The organism is Chromobacterium amazonense, from assembly GCF_001855565.1.
Taxonomy (GTDB): Bacteria; Pseudomonadota; Gammaproteobacteria; order Burkholderiales; family Chromobacteriaceae; genus Chromobacterium; species Chromobacterium amazonense.
Map to the genome: position 1 here is coordinate 59,534 of NZ_MKCR01000005.1, position 24,887 is coordinate 84,420.

21 protein-coding genes are annotated in these 24,887 nt (G+C 62.0%); 11 read left to right on the plus strand and 10 right to left on the minus strand.

The annotated features are described in order from the left end of the window. The 5 genes from BI343_RS04500 to BI343_RS04520 all read left to right on the plus strand — a co-directional run bounded on the left by BI343_RS04500 (position 1) and on the right by BI343_RS04520 (position 4,107). Positions 1-1,170: an FAD-dependent oxidoreductase gene (locus BI343_RS04500; RefSeq protein WP_083340797.1), complete on the plus strand. Its 1,170-nt coding sequence runs from the start codon at positions 1-3 to the stop codon at positions 1,168-1,170. Between the two features lie 3 nt (positions 1,171-1,173). Further along, positions 1,174-2,322, plus strand: coding sequence for a UbiH/UbiF family hydroxylase (locus BI343_RS04505; protein WP_071108819.1), 1,149 nt, complete (start codon positions 1,174-1,176; stop codon positions 2,320-2,322). A gap of 24 nt (positions 2,323-2,346) precedes the next feature. Further along, positions 2,347-3,081 carry a DsbC family protein gene (locus tag BI343_RS04510; RefSeq protein ID WP_043628522.1) on the plus strand — a complete coding sequence of 245 codons (735 nt, stop codon included), beginning with the start codon at positions 2,347-2,349 and terminating at the stop codon, positions 3,079-3,081. 42 nt (positions 3,082-3,123) lie between these two features. After that, complete coding sequence (locus tag BI343_RS04515; protein ID WP_139165643.1) at positions 3,124-3,747, plus strand: hypothetical protein; 624 nt, start codon at positions 3,124-3,126, stop codon at positions 3,745-3,747. Positions 3,748-3,846: 99 nt separating this feature from the next. Continuing rightward, positions 3,847-4,107: an acyl-CoA-binding protein gene (locus BI343_RS04520; protein WP_043628524.1), complete on the plus strand. Its 261-nt coding sequence runs from the start codon at positions 3,847-3,849 to the stop codon at positions 4,105-4,107. 64 nt (positions 4,108-4,171) lie between these two features. Here the strand turns inward: BI343_RS04520 and BI343_RS04525 are convergent, their stop codons facing one another. The 7 genes from BI343_RS04525 to nhaR form a co-directional block, all read right to left on the minus strand. Continuing rightward, a complete protein-coding gene (locus tag BI343_RS04525; RefSeq protein ID WP_071108821.1) occupies positions 4,172-4,609 on the minus strand; it encodes a type IV pilin protein in 438 nt (145 codons plus the stop codon). Between the two features lie 23 nt (positions 4,610-4,632). Further along, complete coding sequence (locus BI343_RS04530) at positions 4,633-7,923, minus strand: pilus assembly protein (RefSeq protein ID WP_071108822.1); 3,291 nt, start codon at positions 7,921-7,923, stop codon at positions 4,633-4,635. A 2-nt stretch (positions 7,924-7,925) separates the two neighbouring features. After that, positions 7,926-8,459 carry a pilus assembly PilX family protein gene (locus tag BI343_RS04535; RefSeq protein WP_071108823.1) on the minus strand — a complete coding sequence of 178 codons (534 nt, stop codon included), beginning with the start codon at positions 8,457-8,459 and terminating at the stop codon, positions 7,926-7,928. Next, complete coding sequence (locus tag BI343_RS04540; protein ID WP_071108824.1) at positions 8,456-9,154, minus strand: PilW family protein; 699 nt, start codon at positions 9,152-9,154, stop codon at positions 8,456-8,458. The genes BI343_RS04535 and BI343_RS04540 overlap by 4 nt, the downstream gene beginning before the upstream one ends. Beyond that, positions 9,151-9,687, minus strand: coding sequence for a type IV pilus modification protein PilV (gene pilV, locus BI343_RS04545; RefSeq protein WP_071108825.1), 537 nt, complete (start codon positions 9,685-9,687; stop codon positions 9,151-9,153). The genes BI343_RS04540 and pilV overlap by 4 nt, the downstream gene beginning before the upstream one ends. Further along, positions 9,684-10,250, minus strand: a complete 567-nt coding sequence (locus tag BI343_RS20250) for a GspH/FimT family pseudopilin (RefSeq protein ID WP_083340799.1) — start codon at positions 10,248-10,250, stop codon at positions 9,684-9,686. The genes pilV and BI343_RS20250 overlap by 4 nt, the downstream gene beginning before the upstream one ends. Before the next feature lie 311 nt (positions 10,251-10,561). Further along, positions 10,562-11,446: a transcriptional activator NhaR gene (nhaR, locus tag BI343_RS04555; RefSeq protein WP_043626440.1), complete on the minus strand. Its 885-nt coding sequence runs from the start codon at positions 11,444-11,446 to the stop codon at positions 10,562-10,564. Between the two features lie 125 nt (positions 11,447-11,571). Here nhaR and htpX point away from each other — a divergent pair, with 125 nt between their 5' ends. The 6 genes from htpX (at position 11,572) to BI343_RS04585 (ending at position 18,013) form a co-directional block, all read left to right on the plus strand. Next, positions 11,572-12,453, plus strand: coding sequence for a protease HtpX (htpX, locus tag BI343_RS04560; RefSeq protein WP_071108826.1), 882 nt, complete (start codon positions 11,572-11,574; stop codon positions 12,451-12,453). Positions 12,454-12,515: 62 nt separating this feature from the next. Further along, positions 12,516-13,493 carry a TerC family protein gene (locus BI343_RS04565; RefSeq protein WP_223253510.1) on the plus strand — a complete coding sequence of 326 codons (978 nt, stop codon included), beginning with the start codon at positions 12,516-12,518 and terminating at the stop codon, positions 13,491-13,493. A gap of 147 nt (positions 13,494-13,640) precedes the next feature. Then, complete coding sequence (locus BI343_RS04570; protein ID WP_071108827.1) at positions 13,641-14,354, plus strand: response regulator; 714 nt, start codon at positions 13,641-13,643, stop codon at positions 14,352-14,354. Further along, positions 14,351-15,796 (plus strand): ATP-binding protein, encoded by a 1,446-nt coding sequence (locus BI343_RS04575; protein ID WP_071108828.1) that lies wholly within the window; start codon positions 14,351-14,353, stop codon positions 15,794-15,796. The genes BI343_RS04570 and BI343_RS04575 overlap by 4 nt, the downstream gene beginning before the upstream one ends. A gap of 372 nt (positions 15,797-16,168) precedes the next feature. Next, positions 16,169-17,242 (plus strand): porin, encoded by a 1,074-nt coding sequence (locus tag BI343_RS04580; RefSeq protein ID WP_071108829.1) that lies wholly within the window; start codon positions 16,169-16,171, stop codon positions 17,240-17,242. A 153-nt stretch (positions 17,243-17,395) separates the two neighbouring features. Beyond that, on the plus strand, positions 17,396-18,013 hold the full coding sequence (locus BI343_RS04585; protein ID WP_071108830.1) for an LbetaH domain-containing protein: 618 nt from the start codon (positions 17,396-17,398) through the stop codon (positions 18,011-18,013). A gap of 70 nt (positions 18,014-18,083) precedes the next feature. On the opposite strand, the gene BI343_RS04590 is transcribed toward BI343_RS04585, so the two are convergent. The 3 genes from BI343_RS04590 to mgtA all read right to left on the minus strand — a co-directional run bounded on the left by BI343_RS04590 (position 18,084) and on the right by mgtA (position 24,715). Beyond that, on the minus strand, positions 18,084-19,694 hold the full coding sequence (locus BI343_RS04590; RefSeq protein ID WP_071108831.1) for a flavin monoamine oxidase family protein: 1,611 nt from the start codon (positions 19,692-19,694) through the stop codon (positions 18,084-18,086). 31 nt (positions 19,695-19,725) lie between these two features. Next, positions 19,726-21,633, minus strand: coding sequence for a thiamine pyrophosphate-binding protein (locus BI343_RS04595; RefSeq protein ID WP_223253509.1), 1,908 nt, complete (start codon positions 21,631-21,633; stop codon positions 19,726-19,728). Between the two features lie 337 nt (positions 21,634-21,970). Beyond that, the gene (mgtA, locus tag BI343_RS04600; RefSeq protein WP_071108833.1) at positions 21,971-24,715 is read right to left on the minus strand and encodes a magnesium-translocating P-type ATPase; all 2,745 of its coding nucleotides are present in this window, start codon (positions 24,713-24,715) and stop codon (positions 21,971-21,973) included. Positions 24,716-24,887: the final 172 nt, after the last annotated feature.

Sequence of the window (24,887 nt, forward strand, 5' to 3'; positions counted from 1 at the left end):
ATGAATGCGATGAACAGCGAACACGCCGACGTTCTGATTGTCGGCGGCGGCCCGGTGGGCGCGCTGGCGGCGTTGCGGCTGGCCCGACAAGGCCGGCGCGTGCTGCTGATCGAAGCGCGGGCCAGGGAGGCCGAGGTGCGCGACGCCCGCGCGCTGGCCCTGTCCTGGCACAGCCGCGAGCTGCTGGCCGACGCCGGCGCCTGGCCGGATGACATGCCGTCCACCGTCATCGACACCGTTCATGTGTCGCAGCAGGGCAGTTGCGGCCGTACCCGGCTGGACAAGTCCGACCTCGGCTTGCCGCACCTGGGTGCGGTGGTGGATTACCCGGCGCTGGTGGCTGGCCTGTCCCGCGCCCTGGCGCGCGCAGGCGTGCAGGTGCGGTGGCAGACGCGGGTGACGTCGGTGAAGAGCCTGAGCCAGTATGCCTGCGTCGAGGTGGAGACGCCGCAGGGCAAACGCCTGCTGACGGCCCGGCTGGTGGCGCTGGCCGAAGGCGGCGCGCTGGCGGAAGCGCTGCCGGGCATCCATCGTCGGACCCATGATTATCATCAGTGCGCGGTGCTGGCCGAGGTGGAAACCGAGCGGCCGCCCATGGGCGTGGCCTACGAACGCTTCGCCCACGACGGTCCATTCGCCTTGCTGCCGCATGGCGAGCGCTACATGCTGGTCTGGACGCGCAGCCAAGACGACGCCGAGCGCTTGGTGGCCGCCGACGAGAGCGCGCTGCGCGAGTCGCTGCGGCAGGCTTTCGGCGAGCGCCAGGGCCGCATCCTGTCCATCGGCCCGCGCGCCAGCTTCCCGCTGGCTTTGCGTCAGGCCAACCAGGTGGTAAGCGGCCGCGTGGCCTTGATCGGCAATGCGGCGCAAACCATGCACCCGGTGGCGGCGCAGGGCCTGAACCTGGGCCTGCGCGACGCCGTTGGCTTGTGCCAGACGCTGGAAGGGGCGGGCGATCCCGGCGACGCGCGCGCGCTGAAGCGATATGCCGCCGCGCGCAAGCTGGACAGCCATGCGGTGGTTGGTTTCACCCACGGCCTGATCAAGCTGTTCGACGGCCACCATCCATTGCAGAACGCGCTGCGCGGCATCGGCATGACCACGCTGGACGCGCTGCCTGCGCTCAGGCGCAAATTCGCCGGCCATCTGGTGTTCGGCGTGCAAGGATAAGCCATGCGTTACGACAAACATCAAGTCATCGTCGTCGGCGGCGGCCTGGTCGGCGCCAGTCTGGCATTGGCGTTGGCGCGCGAAGGCAAGCGCGTGGCGCTGCTGGAGCGGCGGCATCCGGATTTTGAGGCGTTGGAGCGGGGCTGGGACGCCCGCGTCTACGCGGTGAGTCCAGCCAACCGGCGTTTTTTGGAAAGCCTGGGCGCCTGGCCCGGCATGGAGCGGGTCGGCACGATCGCGGCGATGGATGTGCGCGGCGACGCCGGCGGGCGCATCGAGTTTTCGGCCGCCGACGCCGATGCCGACGCGCTGGCCTGGATCGTGGAAAACCACTGGCTGCTGGCGGCGCTGTGGCGTAGTCTGCGGGACAGCGATGTGGAACTATTGACCGGCTCGGCGCAGGAACTTGCCACCACGCCGGCCGAGGCGCGCCTGACGCTGGACGATGGCCGAGAGCTGCGCGCCGAGCTGCTGGTTGGCGCCGATGGCGCCAATTCCTGGGTGCGCGGCCAGCTGGGACTCTCGGCCGACGTCAAGCCTTATGGCCAGAGCGGCGTCGTCGCCAACTTCGCCTGCGAAAAGCCGCATGGCGGCGTGGCGCGGCAATGGTTCCTCGGCGATGACATTCTGGCCTGGTTGCCGATGGCCGGGAACCGAATTTCCATGGTGTGGTCCACTTCTGATTCGCCATCGCTGCTGCAGTTGTCGCCTGCCGAACTGGCGCTGCGCGTGGCGGACGCCGGCGGCGGGCTGCTGGGCGCCTTCGAGACATTGACGCCGGCGGCGGCCTTCCCATTGCGGTTGATCCGGCCGGAGGGCGTGGTGGCCGAGCGGGTGGCGCTGGTGGGCGACGCCGCCCATACCGTGCATCCGCTGGCTGGGCAGGGCGTCAACCTGGGTTTCCAGGATGCCGCCCAACTGGCCGCGCTCTTGCAGCGCGCGCCGGACTGCGGCGATTGGATGCTGCTGCGTCGGCACCAACGACAGCGGCGCGAGGCCGTAGCGGCGATGCAACTTGGCTGCGATAGCCTGTACCGTCTGTTCCAGGCCAGGCTGCCGGGCCTGCCCTGGTTGCGCAATGCCGGCCTGTCGCTGACCAATCGTTTGGCGCCGCTGAAGCGCCAGCTGGCGCGGCAGGCGATCGGATACTGAATTCCCACAAGGACACCTTAGCTGATGAAAACCAAATTGAAGTCGCTGGCGCTGGCCAGCTCCATGCTGATGTCCCTGGCGGCCTGCTCGCAGGCTGCCGGCGGCAATCTGGACGATGTGAAGAAGGCTTTCCTCAGCCATTTTCCCAATAAGCAGGTCAAGAGCGTCAGCGCCACCCCGGTCAAGGGCATTTATGAGCTGGTGGTGGAAGGCAAGCAGGTGGTGTACACCAATAGCGACGCCAGCTATCTGTTCGTCGGCGACCTGATCGACACCAAGAACAAGGAAAGCCTGACCGAGAAGAAGATGGCCGAGCTGTCCAAGGTGGACTTCAACTCGCTGCCGCTCGAATACGCCTTCAAGGACGTGCGCGGTAAGGGCGAGCGCAAGATGGCGGTGTTCACCGATCCGGATTGCCCGTTCTGCAAGAAGCTGGAGCGCGAGAGCCTGAAGGATATCGACAACGTCACCATCTACACCTTCCTGTATCCGCTGACCCAATTGCACCCGGACGCGATGCGCAAGTCCAAGCAGATCTGGTGCGCCACCGACAAGGTGGGCGCCTGGACCGCTTTCATGCGAGACGGCAAGCCGCTGACCGGCCCGGACAACTGCGATACTTCGGCGCTGGACAAGATCCAGGCCTTGGGCGAGAAGCTGGGCGTCACCGGCACGCCGGCGCTGATCTTCCCGAACGGCCGCCTGGTGCCGGGCGCAATCGACGGCAGCGATATCGAGCAGCTGCTGAGCGCCAAGTAAGTCTGTTCTGACGGCTGTGTTTTCAGGGGCGGAGCGACGGTTGTGAGAATCAGGCTGCGGCCCTGGAACATGGCGGAAAAGCTGCTGCTGGCGCTGTGGCTGTCCATTCTTGCCCATGCCGCCTTGCTGTGGCTGCCGCTGCGGCCGGGGCAGCCGAATGGCGGCGCGACGGATGCGCTGACCGTGCGGGTGCGCGCCGTGGCCGCGCCGGCGTCGGAGGACGCCGCGGCATTGAGCGAGCGCGCCTCCATTCCCGCCCCTGTATCGGTACCGCCGCCGTCCCCGGCTTCAGCGCCGGCAGGCGCGGCGCAGCAAAAACTGTCCGCGGAAGGGGACCGTTTGCGTTTGGGCGCGGACATTTACTATCCGGCGCGCGAGCTGGAGCGGCTGGCGGAGGAGCGCAGCGCCATCACCTTGCCCGATGTGGCCTGGAGCGGGCCGCAGCAGCCGTTGACGCTGCTGGTCTTTATTAGCGAGACCGGGCAGGTCGACGCTGTGCGCTTCGAGGGCGAGGCGCCCAAACCTTTGGCCGATGCCATCGCGCCGGCTTTCCATGCCGCCTGGTATCAGCCCGGCGTCAAGGATGGCCGTCCGGTCAAAAGCTACAAGCGGATACGGATCGAGCCGCAAGCGGACCCCGCGCCTGCGCCGGCACTGTCGCGCTGAAACGCTTCATGCTAAATTGTCCACCGTCCCGGCGCATGCCGGGGGGCTAACACCACAGGGGCGGACAACCGCCCCGGATTCATCGACAAAGGAAACGCCATGTCTGATCTGCAGACCCTGTTTACCCAGGCCCAGGCCGATGTGAAAACCCTGTCCGAGCGTCCGGACAACCAGACCCTGCTGCAACTGTACGCGCTGTACAAGCAAGCCACCGACGGCGATGCCAGCGGCGAGCGCCCGGGCATGATGGACTTCATCAACCGCGCCAAGTTCGACGCCTGGGAAAAGCTGAAGGGCAAGACTGCCGATGCCGCGATGCAAGAGTATGTGGACGTGGTGAACAAGCTGCTGGCCGACTGAGCGAACTCGCCAGCCAGGAGAAACGGCGCCCATTGGGCGCCGTTTTTGTTGCCTGAGCCGCGGCTTACCAGCAGCCGCTGATGAATTGCGCCGTGCCGCTGCCGATGATATTGAGCTGGTTGCCTTGATTATCCAACTGGAAGGTCTGACAGCTTGTGTCTTTGGCTTGATTGCCTTGCGGCGTGGCAGTCAGAGTGAAGGAAGACGCGGTGGCGCTGCTGATGGCCAGCGCGTACAGATTGTTGCCGCCGCCCGGCACGTAGACCGTGCCGCTGGCGTAGTTCAGCGCAGTGAGCTGGCTGGCGTAGGTATTGTTCAGCGTGTAATAGCTTTCCTGGCGCGTGGCCAGATCCTGCAGCGCAGTTTTGGCCGCGCTGCGGTTGGACTGCTGGATGAAGCTGGTGTAAGCGGGCACGGCGACGCCGACCAGGATGGCCAGCACGGCCATGGCGATGACCAGTTCGATCAGGGAAAAGCCCTTTTGTTTTTGCGGGTGCCGCATATCGCGTGTTTCCTTATGCCGTTTCAGCGCAATTCTATCCAGTTCAGCCGCGTGTGCAGGTCGAAAGCGGCTGGGTTGATTTGCGGGGGAGTGGCCACTGGGCCGCCGCTGCCGCTGCTGCCGATGATGAAGAAATTGTTCTGGTAGCTGACCACGTTGGCGCTGCCGACCATATTCACGGCAACGCCATTGATGACATTGCCGCTGACGCCGGTGAAGTTGCCGGCATCGTTGGCGTAGAACGAGGTGCGGGTGGCGCCGCCGGTGCGGATGTTCGGCGACATGGAAAAACTGGTGGCGGCGCTGACGGTGCAGGAGGCCGGATTGGTATTCGGCGGGATGGTGGTGTTGACCGTCATGGTGCCGAACACATTGACCGGGTTGTAGACCACCTGTTCTCCGCTGCCGGGCAGATTCAGCTTCCAGCCATAGCTGTTGTTGGTGGCGCAGGCGCTGCCGCCCTGCCAGCACACGGTATTGTTTGACAGCGAGCGATAGCCTTGCACGCTGCCCAAGGTCGAGTTGTAAGAGCCGGTGACGGTTTGCGTGGTCAGATTGCTGGGCCTGAGCGTCTGGCCGCCGCTGACTGTGATCGAATTGTAGCTCGGCCAGTTGCTCATATCCCAATCCCACACTCCGTACAGGCTTTGCGTGCCGCTGGCGTAGATGTCGGCGGAGGAGGTGGTGAACGGGATTTTTTGGCCGGTGCCAAAGCTGACCAGCACATTCGGATTGGCGCCGCCGGCGGGGATGGACGATACCAGCAGCTTGCTGGTAATGGGTTGCAGGCTGCGCGCGCAGGTGCCGGCGCTGACCTGGCTGTTGCTGCAATAGGTGTATTGGGTGGTGAACAGCGGCGCGGCGGCGCCGGTGCCGTATTGGGAGACGCTCCAGTTGGATGGGTTGCTGTTGGTGACGTCAAAACGCCAGGCATTGCCGAACAGGTCGCCGGCATAGATGTAATCAGTGATGTTGTCGCCGTCCAGATCCACCGCGGTGGCGTAGTAGATGCCGTTGCTGTTGCCGCCGCCGGAGGGGTCGCTGCTGGGGCCGCTGCTGGTGTCCAATTGATAGAAGGTGCGGTTGCCGCTGCGGTCCACCAGCATGATGAACAGCACGGCGCGGCCATTGGCGCTGCCGTAGCCGTTGCCGAAAATCACGCCCCATGAGCCGTTATGGAAACGGGTGATGACCGGCGTGCCGAAGGTATAGCCCAGGTTTTGCTTGCAGGTGCTGCTGTTCTGGCAGACAAGATTGGTGGAGTCGACCTCGCTGATGACCACGCTCGTCGGGGAGCTCTCAGAGAAGTTGGACGGATTGGTCACATCCAGCATGTACAGCGCCTGCCCGCCGGCGCCCAGGCCGCCCACCAGCCAGGTGTGCCAGCTGTTGTTGTAGTACAGGTCGTCGGCTACGGGCGTGGCGTCCACATAGTATTGGTGGGCATAGGTGGGATTGCTGTATTGCGGGAGATTGGCCAACACGGCATTGGGCACGTAGGCGATCACCTCCTGGCCATCGTTGGGCGTGGTCGTGGTGCTGTAGTTGCCGCTGCTGTCGTTGGCTCCGCTGCGGTAGCCGTGCAGCATGCCGTCGTTGCCGCCGTTGTAGATGATGTTGGCGCGGGTGGCGTTGCTGCTCTTGTAGGCGCTGTAAGCCTGGCCGTTGCTGGCGTTTTCCTGCATGGTGGCGCTGGTGTTGAGCTTGTCCACCCAGGCGTCCGGGTATTTGTTCTGCGGCGCCCCTACCCATATCGGGCTGCTGTTGACGATGTCGCCCAGCACGCTGTCGCGCGCGCGGAACAGACCTTGAGCCTGCGAGTTCACCTCATTGCTGCGGTCGCCGCGCAAATAGGCGATGCGAGCCGAGCCGTTGCTGTCTGCATTGCCATTGCCGTCGGTATTGAGCGCAGTTTTCTGAGCGCTCGATAGATTGGCCCACTGCAGGGCGATGCCGGCCCCCTGGCTGCCTGACAGCCCGTTCCAGCTCAGAATGGCGCGGCTGCTCTGCGCCGTCATATTGTTGATGCCGGTGGCGCTGCAATTGCCGCCAGTCAAGACGCAGGAGGCGTCCCAGGTAGCCGTGCTGGAGACGGTGACCTTGCCGGTCGTGCTATTCGCCAGCAGCGCGTATGAGGCCACCTCGCCCCACCAGTTGTCGGGGTGGTAGCTGGCGACATATTGCTGTGTGCCAGTCTTGACCAGGCTGGTTGGCTGGCTGTTCAGGCCGCTGGAGCTGGCGGACTGGGTAAACGGCTGCACTTGGAAGCAGGCGATTTCGTGCACATTGCGGCTGCCGCCAGTGGAGCCGGCAAAGCCGAAAGTCAGGTTGGTGGGCAGGGCGCCGCTGGTGCCGGTGGTGTTGATGTCGAACCCGGAAATTACATTGACGTAAGCGCCGTTGTTGTAGCTGTAGGACAGGCTCAGCAAGTTGTTAGGCGTGATTTTCAGTTTGTAGCTGATGGGTACCGCCTGGCTGCGCGAGGTCGTGCTCTCTTTGGCCATGGGCTGGCTGCTGGGCAATCGGTAAACGCCGCTGGGCGCGCCGGGAATGCTGATCAAAGGGTAGTTCGGAACGCTCTGGCCATAGTATCTGCCGGTCTGGCATACCGACTGGATCGTGTTTGGGTTAGACACATTGCTGAGCACGCCAGGGGCGTTGGCCGCGACCGAGCCCGAGCCGCGCAGCGAGATGTTTTGCGGAATCTGGCCGGGGCCGGTGGAAGTGTTGTCGCCGGCATTGGGGAAATTGCCGTACTCGTCCATGCCCAGGCCGAGAAAGCCGCCGATGATGCCGTTGTAGGGCGCGTTGTAGCTGTTGTTGGAGCAGCTGTAGCCCAGGCTGCCGCCGAACGATCCCACCGCATTGGGGATGGCGGTGAGCAGAAAGAAGCTCATGCCGTCGGCGCCGTTGCGGGCCGGGCCGCCGGAGTCGCCGCCATAGGTGTAAGTGGTGAAAGTCGCCTGCAGGCCGCTGGTTGACGGGAACAGGCTGTTGTAAATGATGGCGCCGGATTGGGAGTTGGCGCTATTGGTCAGGCGCAACGCGCCATTGCCGCTGCTGTCCGGCATGCTGCCGTTGTAGCCGCCGACTTGGGCATTGCCGCTTGGGTCCTTGGTGCCGCAGGCCGGAATCGAACCGCTGCCGTTGCCTGCCGTCATGCATGCGCCGCCAAACACTTTCCAGCTGAGCTGAGCGCTGCCGCCGGTGAAGTTGTCGCCCACCACGATGGCGTGGGCGTGAATAGGCCATAGCGCGGCCAGCAGCAGACTGAGCGCGGTGCGGGAGGCAGAAAAGCGCGAGGCGTGTTTCATCGTCATTTCCCCAGGTTTTTGACGCCGGAGTACAGCGTGTAGGTGCTTTGCAAGACCACGAGGGAGCTTGTGTTGCCGCCATAGCCCAAGGTGTTGATCTGGTACAGCACCCCATTGCCGGCGCTATTGAGCCCCAGATACTGTATGTAAATCTGCGGTGGCTGGGCAAATGCGGTGCTGATGCTTGGGGCGTTGGCGGTCAGCGCATAGCTGTAGCCAGCATTTGTCCAGGGGGTATTCGTGGCGGCGATCGCGTTGCTGCAAAGGGCGAGCGAGGTTTGCGCCGCGCTGCAATTTGTGGCCTGGGAAGGGTCCGAATTGTTGTTTTGCAGCAGCCACCATTCCGCATAGTCGATGCTGGCCTGCGCGGCTTCAAAGGCGCGGCCTTTCTCGCGGAAGTTGCCGGCCATGCGTCCCTGCAGCCCCACGCCGCGCATCATGGCCAGGCCGATGATGGTGATGACGATCAGGATCATCAGCGCGGCGATCAGCGTGAAGCCGTTTTGTCTTGCTCGTGTGTTAGAACGCTGTTTCATAGTTGATTCATCACCCCGATGACCCAGGATACGGTCAGAGAGCTTGTGCCCTGAGCCGCGACCTGCACCTGGTTGGCCAGCGGGTTGACCATGGTCAGCGTGACCTTGACCGAGCGCACGGCGGCCCCGGGCGGCAGCGTGCTGGCGCTGAAGTACTGGTTGACTGACCCGTTGCCGTTGGTGTCCACGCCATATAGCACGGTCATTTTGCTGACGCCGTCCACCAAGGGCTGGGCTGCGCCGCTGTTCAGCGCGCAGGTCAGCTGGTTGTTATTGACGGCGAACTGATTGATGTAGATGGTGTTGCTGCTGCCAGCGTTTGAGGTGCCGTTGCAGTTGAGTATGCCGTCGCCCGGGGCGGTGGCGAAGCGTACGGTCAGAGTGTCCGATGCGTTGCTGGTGCCCGATGTGCCGGTGATCGATTGGCCGGCGGCGAACACGCCGGACGCCGGTAGCGCATCGGTGGCGCCCTGGGTTTGCGGGCTGGGGTAGTAGCCGGCCGATTGCACGATGGTGTTGATCATCGTCATGGCCGTGCGCTGGTTGTCCTGCAGTTGCGCGAGTCCGCTCTGGTTGCTTTGCGCCAGCTTGGTCGAGGTGAAGATCATCACCAGCACGCTGAGCAGCAGCAGGCCGATGGTGATGGCGACCATGACTTCCACCAGGCCGCTGCCTGTTTGTTTGGGGTGTCTCATGGGATCACCACCATCTGATACGTGGCGCTGGCGGTGGCCGGGGCGGTCATCGTCGCGGCGTTGACCTTGGATTGCTTCTCCTGCCAGGAGACCGTGATGGTGCAAGTGGTCGGCGCCGACGTGGCGCAGGCGATCTGCCCTTTGCCACTCGGCAGCGTGCCCAGCATGCCGCTGCCCCATTGAGTCGTGTCGTAGGCGGCCATGGTGGCGGCGGAGCAGTTGCTGCCCGAAGCGGTGCAGTCCACGGTTTGGGTCAGAGACGGTGTGCCTGTGACGCCGCTGGCGGTGACGGTCCAGCTGTTGCTATTGGCTGACGATAAGTTGCTCCAATATGCATTATTGGCATGCATGGCCGCGGCCATGCTTTCCGCGGCGATGGCGCCGATGCTGCGGCTGCGGGCGATATTGGTGTTGTTGATGGCCGCCGCTTGCATGCCGGCGATGCCGAGCAGGCCCAGCGAAATCACCACCAGCGCCACCAGCACTTCCAGCATGCTGACCCCGCTTTGGCGGCACGAAGCAAACGTATTCATGGACATGTCATTCCCGATGGACTGGTCTGGCCGCCGCGCAGGCTCAGCGGATGGCCTGAGGCCTCAACGATGACGCAGTATGGCGTGGCGCTGGTATTGCTGGTGCTGCGAATCACCACCTTGCCGGTATTGGCCGATGCGGCGTAACCCATCCGGTTGAAGCAGAACGGCGTGGTGCCGGCCACCGGCGGCGAGGCGAGATTGGTGTAATTGGCCGTATCCTTGCTGCTGAAAGCCTTTTGCTTGCGCAACACGGTGCCGTTGCTGCCGTTGGCGCAACTGGCGCCCGTCGTCACGATCCAACCTACCGCCCAATTGGCGCTGCCGCCGGACGCATCACAGGTCTGATTGTCGGTGGACTGGCAGACCAGCACGTACTGGCCTTGGCGCAGCGCTTCATTGCGCGCGTACAGGATGTCGCCGTACAGATTATTGCTTTCCGCCTGGATGCTTTCCGCCGCGATGGTGCTTTGGTAAGCCGGGACGGCAAAGGCCAGCGTGATGGCCAGTATGGCGATGACCATCATTAACTCTAATAAGGTGAAACCATTCTGGTGGCGCATGGCGGTCCGTGGCGGCTCATTTTATCGATTCTTCCCCTAGGGGCTGTTGACGTTTGGTGGGCGGTCGCGCCGGGATGCGTTTTGCGGCGAATCGAGGCGTTTCGCGCGCCGCATAGCATTCTCTGCCAGCGTGGAACAACTAAGAGTCGGCGCGAAAGGCGCCCGGCCCTGCGGGTTTGGCGAAGCGCAAACGCGATCCACTCACCAAACGTCAACAGCCCCTATGCTTGATTATCCAATAATTTGCATCCGGATTGAATGGCGCCAGCCTCCATCGATCCTGCTGTCGGCGCCGTTCGTCGATTTGCAAGTCAGACCCAGGCTTGCAGAATGGCCAGCAAGGAGGGGTGCTGTAGTTTGCGGCGGCTGGCGCTGACATAGTAATGCTCCCAGACGCCATCCAGGGCGCCTATGCCTTCCAGTCCGGGCGGGCCATAGTCCTCTTCGGGCAGGAAGGGCGCGGGGCATAAGCCCAGGCCCTGGCGGGCGAAGGTTTCCATCAGCGCGTAGTCGTCGCATTCTCCCACCACCCGGGGGCGCAGCCCCTGCGATTCGAACCAGTGTTCCAGCTGGCGGCGCAGCATATTGTCGCGGCTGGGCAATAGCAGCGGCGCCTGCCGCAGACTGGCCGGAAAACCCGGCTGATAACGCTCTTTCATCGCCGGATTGGCCAATAACTGCACCGGGCAGCGCAATAGCAGCCAGGACTGGAATTGCTGCTGTTCGCTGCTGGCCACCGGGCGGTCGGCCAGCACCAAATCCAGTTTGTGGCGTCCCAGTTCGCCTATCAGCTCGTCAAAGTCGCCCTCGCTGCAACTGAGCCTGAGTTGTCCGGATTCTGCCGGCAGCGCGGGCTGCAGCAGGCGGCTGGCGATGTGTTTGGGCAAGACGTCTGAGACGCCGGCCGCCAGTCTTTGCATCTGGTCCAGCTGCTCGTCGGCCATGGCTTCTTCCAGCTCCGCGCCCAGCATGAAAATCCGGTCGGCATAGCTCAGCGCCAAGCGGCCGGCTTCAGTCAGCTCCAGGCCGCGGCCCTGCTGGCGGAACAAGGCGCGGCCAAGTTGCCGCTCCAGCTTGGCTATCTGGCCGCTGATGGTCTGCATGCTGACATCCAGCTGCTCGGCGGCGCGGGTCACGCTGCCGGTGCGGGCAACCGCCCAGAAATATTGCAGATGCTTGTAGTTGAGATTTTCCATTTATTCGAAAAATTGGAAGTTTCAATCAGATTTTATATGATTTTTTCGATGTGTTGCATCGCCTACACTACAGCATGGCTATCGTTGCTGGATGGCCATGGATAAACCATTTTGGAGACCAAATAATGAAACGGGTGATTTTGCTGATCGCCACCAATATCGCGGTGATGCTGGTGCTGAGCGTGAGCGTGCGCTTGCTGGGTCTGGACCGCTTCGTCACTGCCGGCGGCTTGAACCTGGGCATGCTGTTGATGTTCTCGGCCGTATTGGGCTTTGGCGGCGCGTTTATTTCCTTGGCGCTGTCCAAGACCATGGCCAAGTGGAGCACCGGGGCGCGGGTGATCACGCAGCCGTCCGGCCAGACCGAAGCCTGGCTGCTGGCCACTGTGCGCAAGTTGGCCGACCGCGCCGGTCTGCCGATGCCGGAGGTGGCGGTGTACGAGGGCGAGCCCAATGCCTTCGCCACCGGTCCCAGCCGCTCGAATTCGCTGGTGGCGGTGTCCACAGGCTTGCTGGCCAATATGAATGAAGAAGAGGTCGAGGCGGTGCTGGCGCATGAAATCGCCCATATCCGCAACGGCGACATGGTGACGCTGACGCTGATCCAGGGCGTGGTCAATACCTTCGTCTATTTCCTGGCCCGCGTGGTTGGCTATCTGGTGGACAGCTGGCTCAAGCGCGATGAGGAAAACAGCGCCGCAGGCACGGGCATCGGCTACTTCGTGACGGTGATCGTCTGTGAAATCGTGTTCGGCATCCTGGCGTCCTTGGTGGTGATGTACTTCTCGCGCCAGCGCGAATTCCGCGCCGACGCCGGCGCCGCCGAGCTGCTGGGCTCGCCGCGGCCGATGGCCAACGCGCTGCGTCGCCTGGGCGGCATTGAAGCGGACGGCCTGCCGCAGAGCATGGCCGCTTCCGGCATCGCCGGCGGGCGCGGCGTGCTGGGCTTGCTGGCCACGCACCCGAGCCTGGAAGAGCGCATCGCCGCCTTGGAAGGCCGCAAGTGATGGCGCGAGCGATAGCCGGCGCATCGATGGATTGAATGGAGCAAGCGGTGATGGATTTTTTGATGTCCCCGACTTTGGGGTACCCGTTGTGGGTGTGGCTGATGTTCATGGGCGGCGTGCTGGCGCTGCTGGCCTTTGATCTGGGCGTTTTGCAGAAGGATGGCCGCGAAATCGGCGTGAGCCAGAGCCTGAAGTTGTCCGCGATGTACATCGGCATTGGTTTGGCCTTTGGCGGCTGGGTGTGGTGGTACCGCGGAGCGGATGCCGGCGTGCAGTATCTGACCGGCTATCTGCTGGAAAAGTCGCTGTCGCTGGATAATGTGTTCGTGATTTCGCTGATCTTCGGCAGCATGGCGGTGCCGCGCGCCTACCAGCACCGGGTATTGTTTTGGGGCATCCTGGGCGCCATCGTGATGCGGGCGCTGATGATAGGCGCCGGCGCGGCGTTGGTGGCGCAATTCCAATGGGTGTTGCTGGTGTTCGGCGCCTTCCTGTTGTTTGCCGGCGTCAAGATGTTGCGTGATGCCGACGAGGAATCGAAACCGCTGGAAGAGCAGCGTTTGTATCAATGGCTGCGCGCCCACTTCCGATTCACGCCGAGTCTGGCAGGCAACGCTTTCCTGGTGCGCGGCGAGAAGCATGGCCTGGCCGCCGGCTGGTGGGCGACGCCGCTGCTGCTGACCTTGATTCTGGTGGAGGCGGCGGACCTGGTGTTCGCGGTGGACAGCATACCGGCCATCTTCGCCGTCACGCAGGACCCGTTCCTGGTCTACACCTCCAATATCTTCGCGATTCTGGGCCTGCGCGCGCTGTATTTCGCGCTGGCGGCGATGGTGCATCGCTTCCATTATCTGAAGTATGCGCTGGCGCTGGTATTGGTGATGATAGGCGTCAAGGTGGGCCTGGTGTATCTGCATGATATCGGCCTGGTGGCGTTCAAGCTGCCGACCGCGCTGTCGCTGCTGTTGACTGTCGGCTTGCTGGGCGGCGGGGTGGCTTATTCCTTGTATCGCACCCGCCAGCCTCAAAGCATTGGCTAAAGCCAGGAACCAATTGCCGTTAGCATGGTTCAAACGGAACGGGCGTCTGCCATATTTATCTCGGCAGACGCCCGTTTGTGCGCCGGCGGACAGGTCTGCCGACGGCAAGCTGGTCTCAATAATCAAAAAACCTTAGGAATAGTCTTGATGTCACAAGCCCCTCGATTGCTTATCGTTGATGATGATCCGGATCTGCGCGGTCTGCTGAGCGACTACCTGAGCGGTCAGGGAGTGACGGTGGCCGCCGTGGGCGATGGGGATGCGATGAATCGCATTCTGGCCGAGCAGTCGTTCGATATCCTGATACTGGACCTGATGCTGCCCGGCACCGATGGCTTGACCCTGTGCCGCGATCTGCGCTCTCGCTCCAGCATGCCCATCCTGATGTTGACCGCGCGCGGCGATGAGCTGGACCGCATCATCGGCCTGGAAATGGGCGCGGATGACTACCTGCCCAAGCCCTTCAACCCGCGCGAGCTGCTGGCCAGGGTGCGCAGCATCCTGCGCCGCGTGGACGAGAAACGCAACAGCAGCTCGCTGCGCGCCTTGCAGTTTGCCGATTGGCGTTTGGAGCTGGGCGCCCAGCATCTGGTGGATGGAGAGGGCGTGGTGACGCCGCTGTCCGGCGGAGAGTTCAAACTGATGCAGGCGCTAGCCGAAAACCCGCAGCGCGTGATGTCGCGCGACCAATTGATGGAAGCGATGAACGGCAAGGAAGCCGGACCGTTTGATCGCACCGTCGACGTGATGATAGGACGTCTGCGCAAGCGTCTGGGCGACGACGCCCGTGAGCCTTTGCTGATCAAGACCATCCGCAGCGGCGGCTATATGTTGGCCTGCGAGGTGGTGCCGGTGAGATGAGGCGGCTGCCGCGAACCTTGTACGGTCAGCTGTTGCTGACCTTGCTGACCAGCGTGCTGTTGGCCAATGTGATCGGCATCGCTCTGGTGCTGACTGATCGCGAGCGGCTGACGCGCACGCTGCGCGCCGAATATGTGGCGCAGCATCTGGCAGACATGATCAATCTGCTGGATGAAACCCCAGTCTCCAATCGGGCCAAGCTGGCTGGCGCGTTGTCTTCTCCTATGGTGCAAGTGGTGCTAGGGCATCCCTGGCTGGACAGCCGGAAGACTGACTGGCCCGAGGCCAACAAGCTGTGCCATCTGATCCGCACCGATCTGAATTTTCCATACCAGATGCAGGTGCTGTCGTTCCGCGAGGACGAGCCCAATGCGCCGGAGGGCTTGTTGGCGCCGTTCATGGAGCCGGGGCAGCATGTGTTCGCCCCGGACAAGAAGTTCTGGGTCAGGGCCTTGCCGAGTGGATTGGAGGATGGAGAGGAGGAGCTGAAAATCCAGATGGCGACGGTGCAAGTCACGTTGCGCGATGGCGAGGTGGCTACCTTTCGCATCGGACAGGTGGTGTCGCCGGAAGAAACGCCATGGCGGGTGACGGCCTGGTTGCTGTTGGTGGCCTTGGTCGTGGCGGCGGTATCGGCCTGGGCGGTCAGGCGGCTGACCCGCCCCTTGGCCTTGTTCTCTACTGCGGCGTCGGGCCTGGCGGCCAATCTGGATCAGCCGCCGTTGCCGGAAACCGGCACCCAGGAGGTGATCAACGCCACGCGGGCCTTCAATCGCATGCAAAAGGAATTGCAGCGCTATCTGCAAACCCGCAGCCAAATGCTGGCCGGCGTATCGCATGATCTGCGTTTGCCGATCACCCGCATACGTTTGCGGCTGGAACAGCTGCAGGAATCGCCGTCGCGGCAGGCGATAGAGCGCGACTTGATCGAAATGGATCAGCTGATCGGCGATACCCTGGCGTATCTGCGCTTGGGGCAAGGCAATGAAAGTTGCGTGTTGCTGAATCTGGACGCCTTGCTGGAGGGCGTCATCGAGGATGTCGAAGCCCTGGGCGCGCAGGTGAGTTACACGTCTTCGCCTGTCAAGCCATTGTTGGCGCGGCCGCAATCCCTGCGCCGCTGCATCGGCAACCTGCTGGAGAATGCCCGGCGCTACGGCGGCGATGGCGTGATAGAAGTGCGTCTGAGCGAGCGCAATGGCAGAGTGGAAGTCATGCTAAGGGACCACGGCCCCGGGATTGCCGATGCAGACCTGGAGCGGGTGTTCGAGCCTTATGTGCGGCTGGAGGATTCGCGGGCCAAGCATACTGGCGGCAGCGGCTTGGGGCTGGCCATCGCCCGCGCGATTGCGCGCGAGCACGATGGCGAAATCCTGTTGTTCAATCATCCGCAAGGTGGTTTGTGCGCTGAGTTGAATTTTCCGGCGCAGCGGCCCGCTTAACATTGATTGACAATTGCAAACATGGATTGGCTTGATGTTTTGATTGGGAGTAAATACAATCTAAATTGAGTTCGCCAGAATTTGTCATCCCCAAGTTCAAGTGGATTCAGGTCAAGTCTATCCTTTACAAGGCCCGCTTCGGCGGGCCTTTTTTTATACGTTTAAATGTAAATGAAAATTTAATAAGCAGTTAATATTCATTAAGCAACATTATTTGCAAATGATTGGTTCGTTTGTGAATTATTTTGCAATGTTGCATTTTTGCTTCAGTGTTGCTTTTTTGATACTTTTTGAGAGTGCATGCTTGCGTTGTTTGGTTTTGGAAATTAGTATGTGATCGCTTTCTAAGACAAATCCAATAGGATGTGCACGATGAAAAAAACTCTGATCGCTCTGGCTGTCGCCACTTTGCCGGCAGCAGCATTCGCTGACGTTACCATCTACGGTACCCTTAAGGCTGGCGTGGAAAACGTTGACGCCGGCGGCATGAACAAGACCAATATCGATGACTTGGGCTCGCGCATCGGCTTCAAGGGCAGCGAAGACCTGGGCAACGGCCTGAAGGCCATCTGGCAGGTTGAAAGCGGCTTCGATGTCGACGGCTCCAACCGTCAGAAATATGGCACCTTCGCCAGCCGCGAATCGTTTGTCGGTCTGGATACCGGTTTCGGCAAGGTCCGTCTGGGTAATCTGTCCACTTTCAGCGATGACAGCATGGGCATGGTGAATACCTGGGAAAGCTCCAGCGCCGCTCTGCAGCTGGATGCGTATGGCCGCGACGATATGCGCGTGAAGAATGCGATTCGCTTCGACACCGCCAATTACAATGGCTTCAAGGCTGCCTTCCTGTATGGCACCAAGGAAGACAAGACCGCTCAGTTTGCCGGCCAGCCGAGCGACAGCTCGCGCGAACTGTACAACCTGGGTCTGTCCTATGAGAACAGCGGCTTCTTCGGCAAGTACCAGTTCATTCACCAGACTCCGGTGAACATCGCTGGCACTCGCACCCAGTCCAACGACAGCCACCGTCTGGAAGCTGGCTATAACGCCAACAACCTGCTGGTGTCCTTCGGCTACCGCAATGATCGCGGCGACAGCTCCATCACGCCGCTGAGTTTCCTGAAGGGTGACAATGCTCCGGCTCTGGATGGCAGCAAGTACAAGTCGCAGGAATACGCGCTGACTGCCGCCTACACCATTGGCGCCTTCACGCCGAAGATCTCCTACGCCCAAGCCAAGGATTACAGCAAGGATGGCGTGAATGTCGATCACACTGGCTACAAGCAGTTCCTAGTGGGCGTGGACTATCAGATGTCCAAGCGCACGACCATGGGCTTGCAGTATGGCGAGGTCAAGGCTGATCAAGCCATCTTCTCCAATGCCGAAGGCGCTTCCGCAGGCAACAAGCTGCGCGGCCTGGGCCTGAACGTGATCCATTCCTTCTAAATAGCGCTTAGCAAGAAGGAATCGCCGAGATGGGCTGACATCAAGGCGAAAAAACAAGCCGCCGCATCCATGAGGGTGCGGCGGTTTTGTTTTAGGCGCTTGTCTGCATCTGCCGAGCGCGATTAAATCGGTTTTTTGCCAGCGGAGAGCCATATGTCGCCTTTTCACCGTCTGTTTTCTTCCGTCCTTGAGTCCTTGCCATGGATGGACGCCGATATGGAGCCTTGGCAGTGGTTGCAGCATTTGCCGGAAACCCTGCGTCGGCAACGTTCGCGGTCTTCGCCGGAGGAGTGGATCATCGATGGCGAAACGATGATTCATCGCAGCGCGGCATTGGAGCAGGGGGTGATCCTGAAGGGGCCGATCTGGATTGGCCCAGGCTGCCGCGTGGCGGCCCACGCTTACTTGCGAGGCGGCGTCGTGCTGTGCGACGGAGCGACGGTCGGTCCGGGCTGCGAGATCAAAACTTCCATCATCGGACCCGGCAGCCGGCTAGCGCATTTCAATTTTGTCGGCGATTCGGTGTTGGGGGCGGATATCAATTTGGAAGCTGGCGCCATTTTGGCCAACCATTGGAATGAGCGCACCGACAAGAGCGTGCGTTTGCGTCTGGATGGGCAGGTGGCTGTGCCGGAGGTGGAGAAGCTGGGTTCGCTGCTGGGCGATCATGTGCGGATCGGCGCCAACGCCGTGTTGTCGCCGGGCACGGTTCTGGCGGCGCATGCGGTGGTGCCGCGGCTGGGGCTGGTGGAGCAAGACCGGCAGAGCTGAAAAACGCTGCTGGCCGGCCCTGTGATGGAGCCGGCCGCGGCGCAGGCTGCCTGGCGGGCAGCCGGAAAGTTCAGTGGAAAGGCAGTACCCCGAATTTTTCCAGCAGGTAGCCTGCGGTCTGCAGCGCGCCTTCCACCCAGCCTTGGGCATCAGAGTAAGCTTCGCCGCAAATGTACAATGGCAGGTCCGTGGGTTGAACGATGCGCCGCTTCACTTCCCAACTCTTGACGCCGATATTCCAGCTGTTCCAGCCGCCGCCGTATGGATCGTCCCCCCAGTCGCGGAAGGCCGCGTTGCGCACCTTGGGCGTATAGTTGAGGCTGTGCATCACGGTGAGTTGGCGGGTGACTTCCTCCGTCATCATCCGCGGCGCCTTGTACTGATGCCAGGTCAGTTCGTTGCGCTGGACATTGTCGTCCTCGCCGATGAAGGGATCGGCCAATGGCGCCACGTCCAGTCCCGCTCCGCGCGGTTGCCGGCGCTTTGCGCGCAGCCCATCCCAGAATCCGGTGTTGTCGCCGTCGTCGTAGCTGGCCAGCAGCATCGCGTGGCCCTGAGTCGCCGGCTGGCCGTTGCTCTTGGGCCAGTAGTAGGTTTGCCGCACCGGCAGGTCGGTGACGGAGCGGCCCGACTGCACCGCGACGTAGGTCGGCTCGCCCTTGGCGTTGGCAGAGGCGTAGCCGGTGTTGCGCCACCATGGGCTGTCATAAGTGGTGAACAGCTTGAACAGCGGCCGCGGCGTCACGCTGCCGATCAACGGCTGGATTTCCTGCAGCACTGGGCAGGTGACGGCCAGCAACTCCAGCGAGCGGCTCGGCATCGCCAGTATCAGCGATTTGGCGGCGATGGTGCGGCCTTTCACCTGAAACTCGAAGCCATCTCCTTTGCTGACAATATTGGAAACGCTGGATTCCAACCGTACTTCGCCGCCCAATTGCTGGAAGAGCTGCGCCAGCGTCAACGGCACCTGCTGGAAGCCGTTGCTGAAGCCCTTGTACTCAGGGCTGACGCCAAAGTCGGACAGATACCAGGGAATGGCGTCGGCGGCGTTCCAGTTGCACAGAGTGGAGTCGTAGCCGCCTACATCCTCGGCATAGTGATAGGCTTCGCCGGTGAGCACCCGCAGCAGCACATTCCAGAAGCCCTGTTTGTATAGCGGCACGCCGCCGAACTCTGCCTGCTGGGCCATTTGGCGGCGCTGTTCTTCGTTTAGGCTTGGATTGGTGATGCCCGGCACGATCTGTTCGATCGCGTTGACGATCACGCTGCCGGCGCTTTGGCCCTGATCGATGAAATTCAGCTGGTAGGGGACTTTGGCCGGATCGTTGGTGAAGTCGGCCAGCCGCAGGTAGACGCCGCGCAGAAAGGCGATGTTCTGCGGTTCGTCCACCGGGAAGTCGTACAGTTTGATCTGCTGGTCTTGAGGCAGTTGCTGGTTGAGGTCGGCAATCAGCCGAGTGATCAGCGGCTGAACGGCGGGCAGGATGCGCATGCCGCCGAGTTCCGCCACCATGTCCGGGATGTCCGGCGGACGCACCGACAGCAGCCGTCCGCCGATATGGTTGCTGGCCTCGAAGACCGCGATCTTGTCATGTGGCCTTTCCTGCTTCAGGCGCCAGGCGCAGTAGACGCCGGAGACCCCCCCGCCGACGATGGCGATGTCGAAATTTTCTTCAGCCATGGTGCTGTTTCCTTCTCTGGGTGGATTGGGTTCAGAAGATCACTGGCACATTGCCCGGCAGACCGTCATCGTCATTGCGCCGCAGCAGCTCCGCGCCGAAGTGGAAGCAGTCCAGGCGGGGCTGCTTTTCGTAGCGGGCATTTGCTTCTTCCGGCGTTGGAGGGGTTTGCTCCAGGCCGATGGTGTGCATGTCCAGCACGTAGGCGTGGCCGCTCAGCGCGCGGTCCATGCCGCGCCTGACCGCTGCGCGCACGTCTTCGGGATGGCGGACAATCTCGCCCTCCATGCCGCCGAAAGCCTTGGCCAGGGTGACGAAGTCCGGCTTGGGCCGGTGGATGCGCAGGTATTCCGGGTCTTGCGTCTTGGCTGCCCATTCGTAGCCGGGCGCTTTGCCGTATATTTTCTCCACCTGCTGCAGGCCCATCTGCAGCGTATGGTATTCGTGGTTGTTGGTGATGATGTAGAGCACGCCCAGCTGGCGATGCTGCGCGGTCCACCAGGTTTGCGGATAAAACAGCGAGGAGCCGTCGCCGGTGGCGGCCACCACGAAGCGGGTGTCGATTCCCTGCCAGCCGTTCTGTTCCAGTTTGATGCCTAGCGTGGCTGGCATGGACCAGCCTAGAGAGCCGCCTCCGACGCAGTAATAGCTGATGGGTTGCGCCGCCTGGTCGGTGAACGGCAGCAGGTATTGAAACGGCGCAGGATCAGACACTGCCTCATGCACGTAGACAAACTGCTTTTCCAGTTTGCGCTCGCGTATCTCCTTGCGCAGCGCGTCGGCGATCACCACCGCCCAGATCTCATTCTGATGCATTGCCTCGCGCAGATAAGCCTCCCAATCGGCGGCGCGCTTCACGGCGCCTTCCTTCATTTTCTGGTTGCGCGCGGCGGCGGCAGGAGACGGCTGGTCGCCGATTAGTTGATTGATCAGAGGCAGCGAGGCTTTGATATCGCCGAACAGGGCGGCTTCGCCGTAGTAGTTTTTGCCGATGTCCCAAGTATTGTTGCTGAGATAAACTTGGGTGACATGCGGCGGAATCAGCGGACCATCGCTGTACTTGTAGACCGTGATCTGGGCCTGGTTGCTGAAACCGCACAGGAAGGCGACGTCATGGCCGGCGAATACCTGCTGCACGCCGGCTTGGCTGCTGGGCAGCTCGCCCTGCCAGTGGTAGTCGTCGTTGGGAAAGTTGGCCAGACTGCTGAAGGTCTGCTGCAGCACTGGCGCACCCAATAGTTCAGCCATCCGCTGCAGTTCCGGCCACGCTTCGGCGTAGCCGACGGCGTCGCCGGTGACGATGAGGGGGTTCTTGGCCTCGCGCAGCAGCTTGGCGGCCTGTTCCATCGCTTGGGTGTCTGCGGTGAAGTGCGGCGAGATTTTCGTGACGCCCTTGATGCGGTCGTCGTCGCCGATGCGCCGCATGGTGAACTCCCACGGAATGGAGACGAATACAGGGCCGTTGGGCGGCGCCATCGCTTCCTTGAAGGCGCGTTGCAGCACCATGGGAAACTCTTGCTCAGTGCGTACCTCATGTGCCCATTTGGTGTATTGGCGCGCAAGATCGACCAGATTGGACGCCAGCAACGGTTCCTGGGTGACTAGCTCGTTTTGCTGCTGGCAGCACAGGATCACCAGTGGAGCCTGCGAACGCCAAGCGTTGAACAGGTTCCCTATGCTGTGGGCGATGCCGGGCGTCACGTGCACCACCAGCACGCCGGGCTTGCCTGTCATCCGCGCGGATCCCATCGCCGCGCCGATGGCGATGTTTTCATGCAGGCATTCGATGTACTCCACTTGGTTTTCCGGGTAGGAAGTGCCATCGATGATGGGAATCTCATTGGTGCCCGGCACGCCGAAAATCCGGTGTATGCCCAGTTGGCTCAGGATGTCGAAAACGTAATCCCGGGCCCAGCGTTTTTGACCAGTTGGCGCGTCCATGCTCATGTTTTCCTTCCGCGTGAAAATGTGAACCGTTATGTGTGTGGTAATGCAGTGGGGAAGGAAATGAAACGAAAGAGGACTTGTCGGATAAATAGGCACAGCGGCAGCGCTGCAGGAAAATCGCGTTTAATTGAGTGATTTTTAATGAGAAATCTACGGAACTGCAGATGAGCTAAGTGTGAATACTCACCGGCTGTGTGGACAGGTGTGATGTGATAACACGATGAATCTACTTGCAGATGGCGTTTTGTGGAACTAACAGCGGAGGCAAATGCACAGAAGCCGGCTTGTTGGCCGGCTTCTGTGCGGGTGGAGAGAGACGCGCGTCAGCGGCTTAGAACCATTGGCCGTAGCGCTTGATGTACAGCGTTTTCACCGTTTGCGTCAGCGCCAGGTAGCCCGCCATGGTCAGCAGCAGCCACCAGAAGTAGCTGGTGTCCAGCTGGATGAAGCCTAGCGAGCTGGCCAGCGGCGAGTACGGCAGGTAGCAGCCGATGGCGATGGCCACGCTGGTGGATAGCATGACCGGCAAGGACGCCGTGCTCTGCAGGAACGGAATCTTGCGGGTGCGCAGCATGTGCACCACCAGCGTTTGCGATACCAGGCCTTCGATGAACCAGCCGGAGTTCATGATCAGCTGGCCGCCGTCGCCGCCATGCAGATGGTAGGCCGCGCCCGCGCCGAACACCGTCCACAGCAGGATGTAGGTGGTGATGTCGAAAACCGAAGAGGTGGGCCCCAGCCACAGCATGAAGCGCTTGATGTTGCCGGCTTCCCACTTGCGCGGCTTCTTCAGGAAGTCCGGGTCCATCTTGTCCCAGGGCAGGAACATCTGCGACAGGTCGTACACCAGATTTTGCAGCAGCAGCTGCATCGCCAGCATCGGCTCCCATGGCAGAAAGGCCGAGGCCACCAGCACCGAGAACACATTGCCGAAGTTCGAGCTGGCAGTCATGTTCAGGTATTTGAGGATGTTGCCGAAAGTCTCGCGGCCGGTGATTACGCCTTCTTCCAGCACCATCAGGCTCTTTTCCAGCAGGATGATGTCTGCGGTCTCCTTGGCGATGTCGGCGCCGCTGTCCACCGAGATGCCGACGTCGGCGTCGCGCAGCGCCGGGGCGTCGTTGATGCCGTCGCCGAGGAAGCCCACAGTATGGCCGTTGGCTTGAAGCGCCTTCACCACGCGGGATTTCTGCAGCGGCGTCAGCTTGGCGAAAATGGTGGTGTGCTTGACGGCGGCGCACAGCGCCACGTCGTCCATGACCTCGATTTCTTGGCCAATCAATGGTTTGCCCGGATTGAGGCCGACGTCGCGGCAGACCTTGGCGGTGACGATGGGGTTGTCGCCGGTCAGCACTTTGACCGTGACGCCGTACTCCTGCAGGGCCTTAATGGCCGGCGCAGCCGAGTCCTTGGGCGGATCGAGGAAGGTCAGGAAGCCGCGCACCACCAGGCCCTGTTCGTCTGCCGTCTGGTAAGCCGCCTTGCGGGCGTTAGTCGGAATGTGGCGGGTGGCGACCAGCAGCACGCGATAGCCTTCCGCGTTGAATTCCTGGCTCAGGCTGAGCAGGCGGGCGCGTTCTTCCGCATTGAGCGCGCGCGCCTCGCTGCCATCCTGTACATGGCTTGAGACGGCCAGCATTTCCTCCACCGCGCCTTTGGACACCATCAGCTGCTGGCCATGGCTATCCTGGACGATGACCGACAGCCGGCGCCGCTCGAAGTCGAACGGCAGCTCGTCGATCTTGCTGTAATGGCGCAGCTTGACGCGTTCTCCCAGCTCGTCGGCGCGGGCGACGATGGCGATGTCCATCAGGTTCTTCATGCCGCTCTGATGGAAGCTGTTGAGCCAGGCCAGCTGCAGCGTGGTTTCGTCCTTGCGGCCGGCCACGTCGTAGTGTTGTTCCAGGATGATCTTATCCTGAGTCAGCGTGCCGGTCTTGTCGGTGCACAGCACATCCATGGCGCCGAAGTTCTGAACCGAGTTCAACCGCTTCACCACCACCTTGCGCCGCGCCATCGCCACCGCGCCCTTGGCTAGGTTGGCCGAGACGATCATCGGCAGCATTTCCGGCGTCAGGCCCACGGCTACCGCCAGGGCGAAGGTGAGGGCGGACATCCAGTCGCCCTTGGTGATGCCGTTGATCATGAAGACAATCGGCACCATCACCAGCATGAAGCGGATCAGCAGCCAGGACACGCTGTTGACGCCCTTGTCGAAGCTGGTTTCGATGCGTTTGTGGCTGACCACATTGCGCGCCAGCGAGCCGAAGTAGGTGTCGGAGCCGGTGGCCACCACCACGGCGCGGGCGGTGCCGGACACCACATTGGTGCCCATGAAGCAGCCGTTGGGCAGGTCGAGCAGGCTGGCGTCGCCATGGGCTTGGTCTGCTGCGGACTTGGCGGCCACGGCGCCCAGCGTGTCGTACTTCTCTACCGGCAAGGCCTCGCCGGTCAGCACGGCCTGGCTGATGAACAGATCGCGCGACTCCAGCAAGCGGATGTCGGCCGGAATCATGTCGCCGGCTTGCAGATGGACGACGTCGCCGACCACCAACTTGCTCATCGGCACTTCCATGCGCAGCGGCGAGGTTTGCGAGGTGGGGCGGCGCTGCACGGTGGCGGTATTGCGCACCAGGGACTTCAGATTTTCCGCGGCCTTGGCGGAACGGAATTCCTGCCAGAAACGCAGCAGGCCGCTGATGCCTATCATGCTGGCAAGAATGATGACTTTGGTCCAGTCCTGATCGTCAGGCGGCGCCATCGCGATATCCATCACATAGCTGATGGCGGCCAGTACGATCAGTACCGCCACAAACGGATTCTTGAAGGCGAGCAGCAGTTGGATCAGCGCATGGGGCGGCTTGTCGTGGGCCACTTCATTGGGGCCGAACTGGTGCAGCCGTTGCGCGGCCTCGGCGGCGGTCAGTCCTTCCGGGTGGCTGCGCAGGCGCTTGAAGGTTTCGTCTGCCGGCAATTGGGCCTCGCTGGCCAGCCGGAAGGTTTCTTTGTCGCGGTTCTTGCCCGGGGTGGCGATGAAGCCGCGGTTCTTGTGGTGAGGATGCGTTTGTTTGGTCATGGCAAATCTCCAGGCGCCGTGGGCGTGACCATCCCTGCCGCGAGGCATCGGCGCCGACAATGTGTCAGCTTTTGAGCCGGTTCAAGATATTTCCGCGCCGCCGATTTGCTTAGGCGGCATGCATGGGAAGGGATCGTGAACAGGCTGAGAAAGCGAGAGAACATTGCCGCCC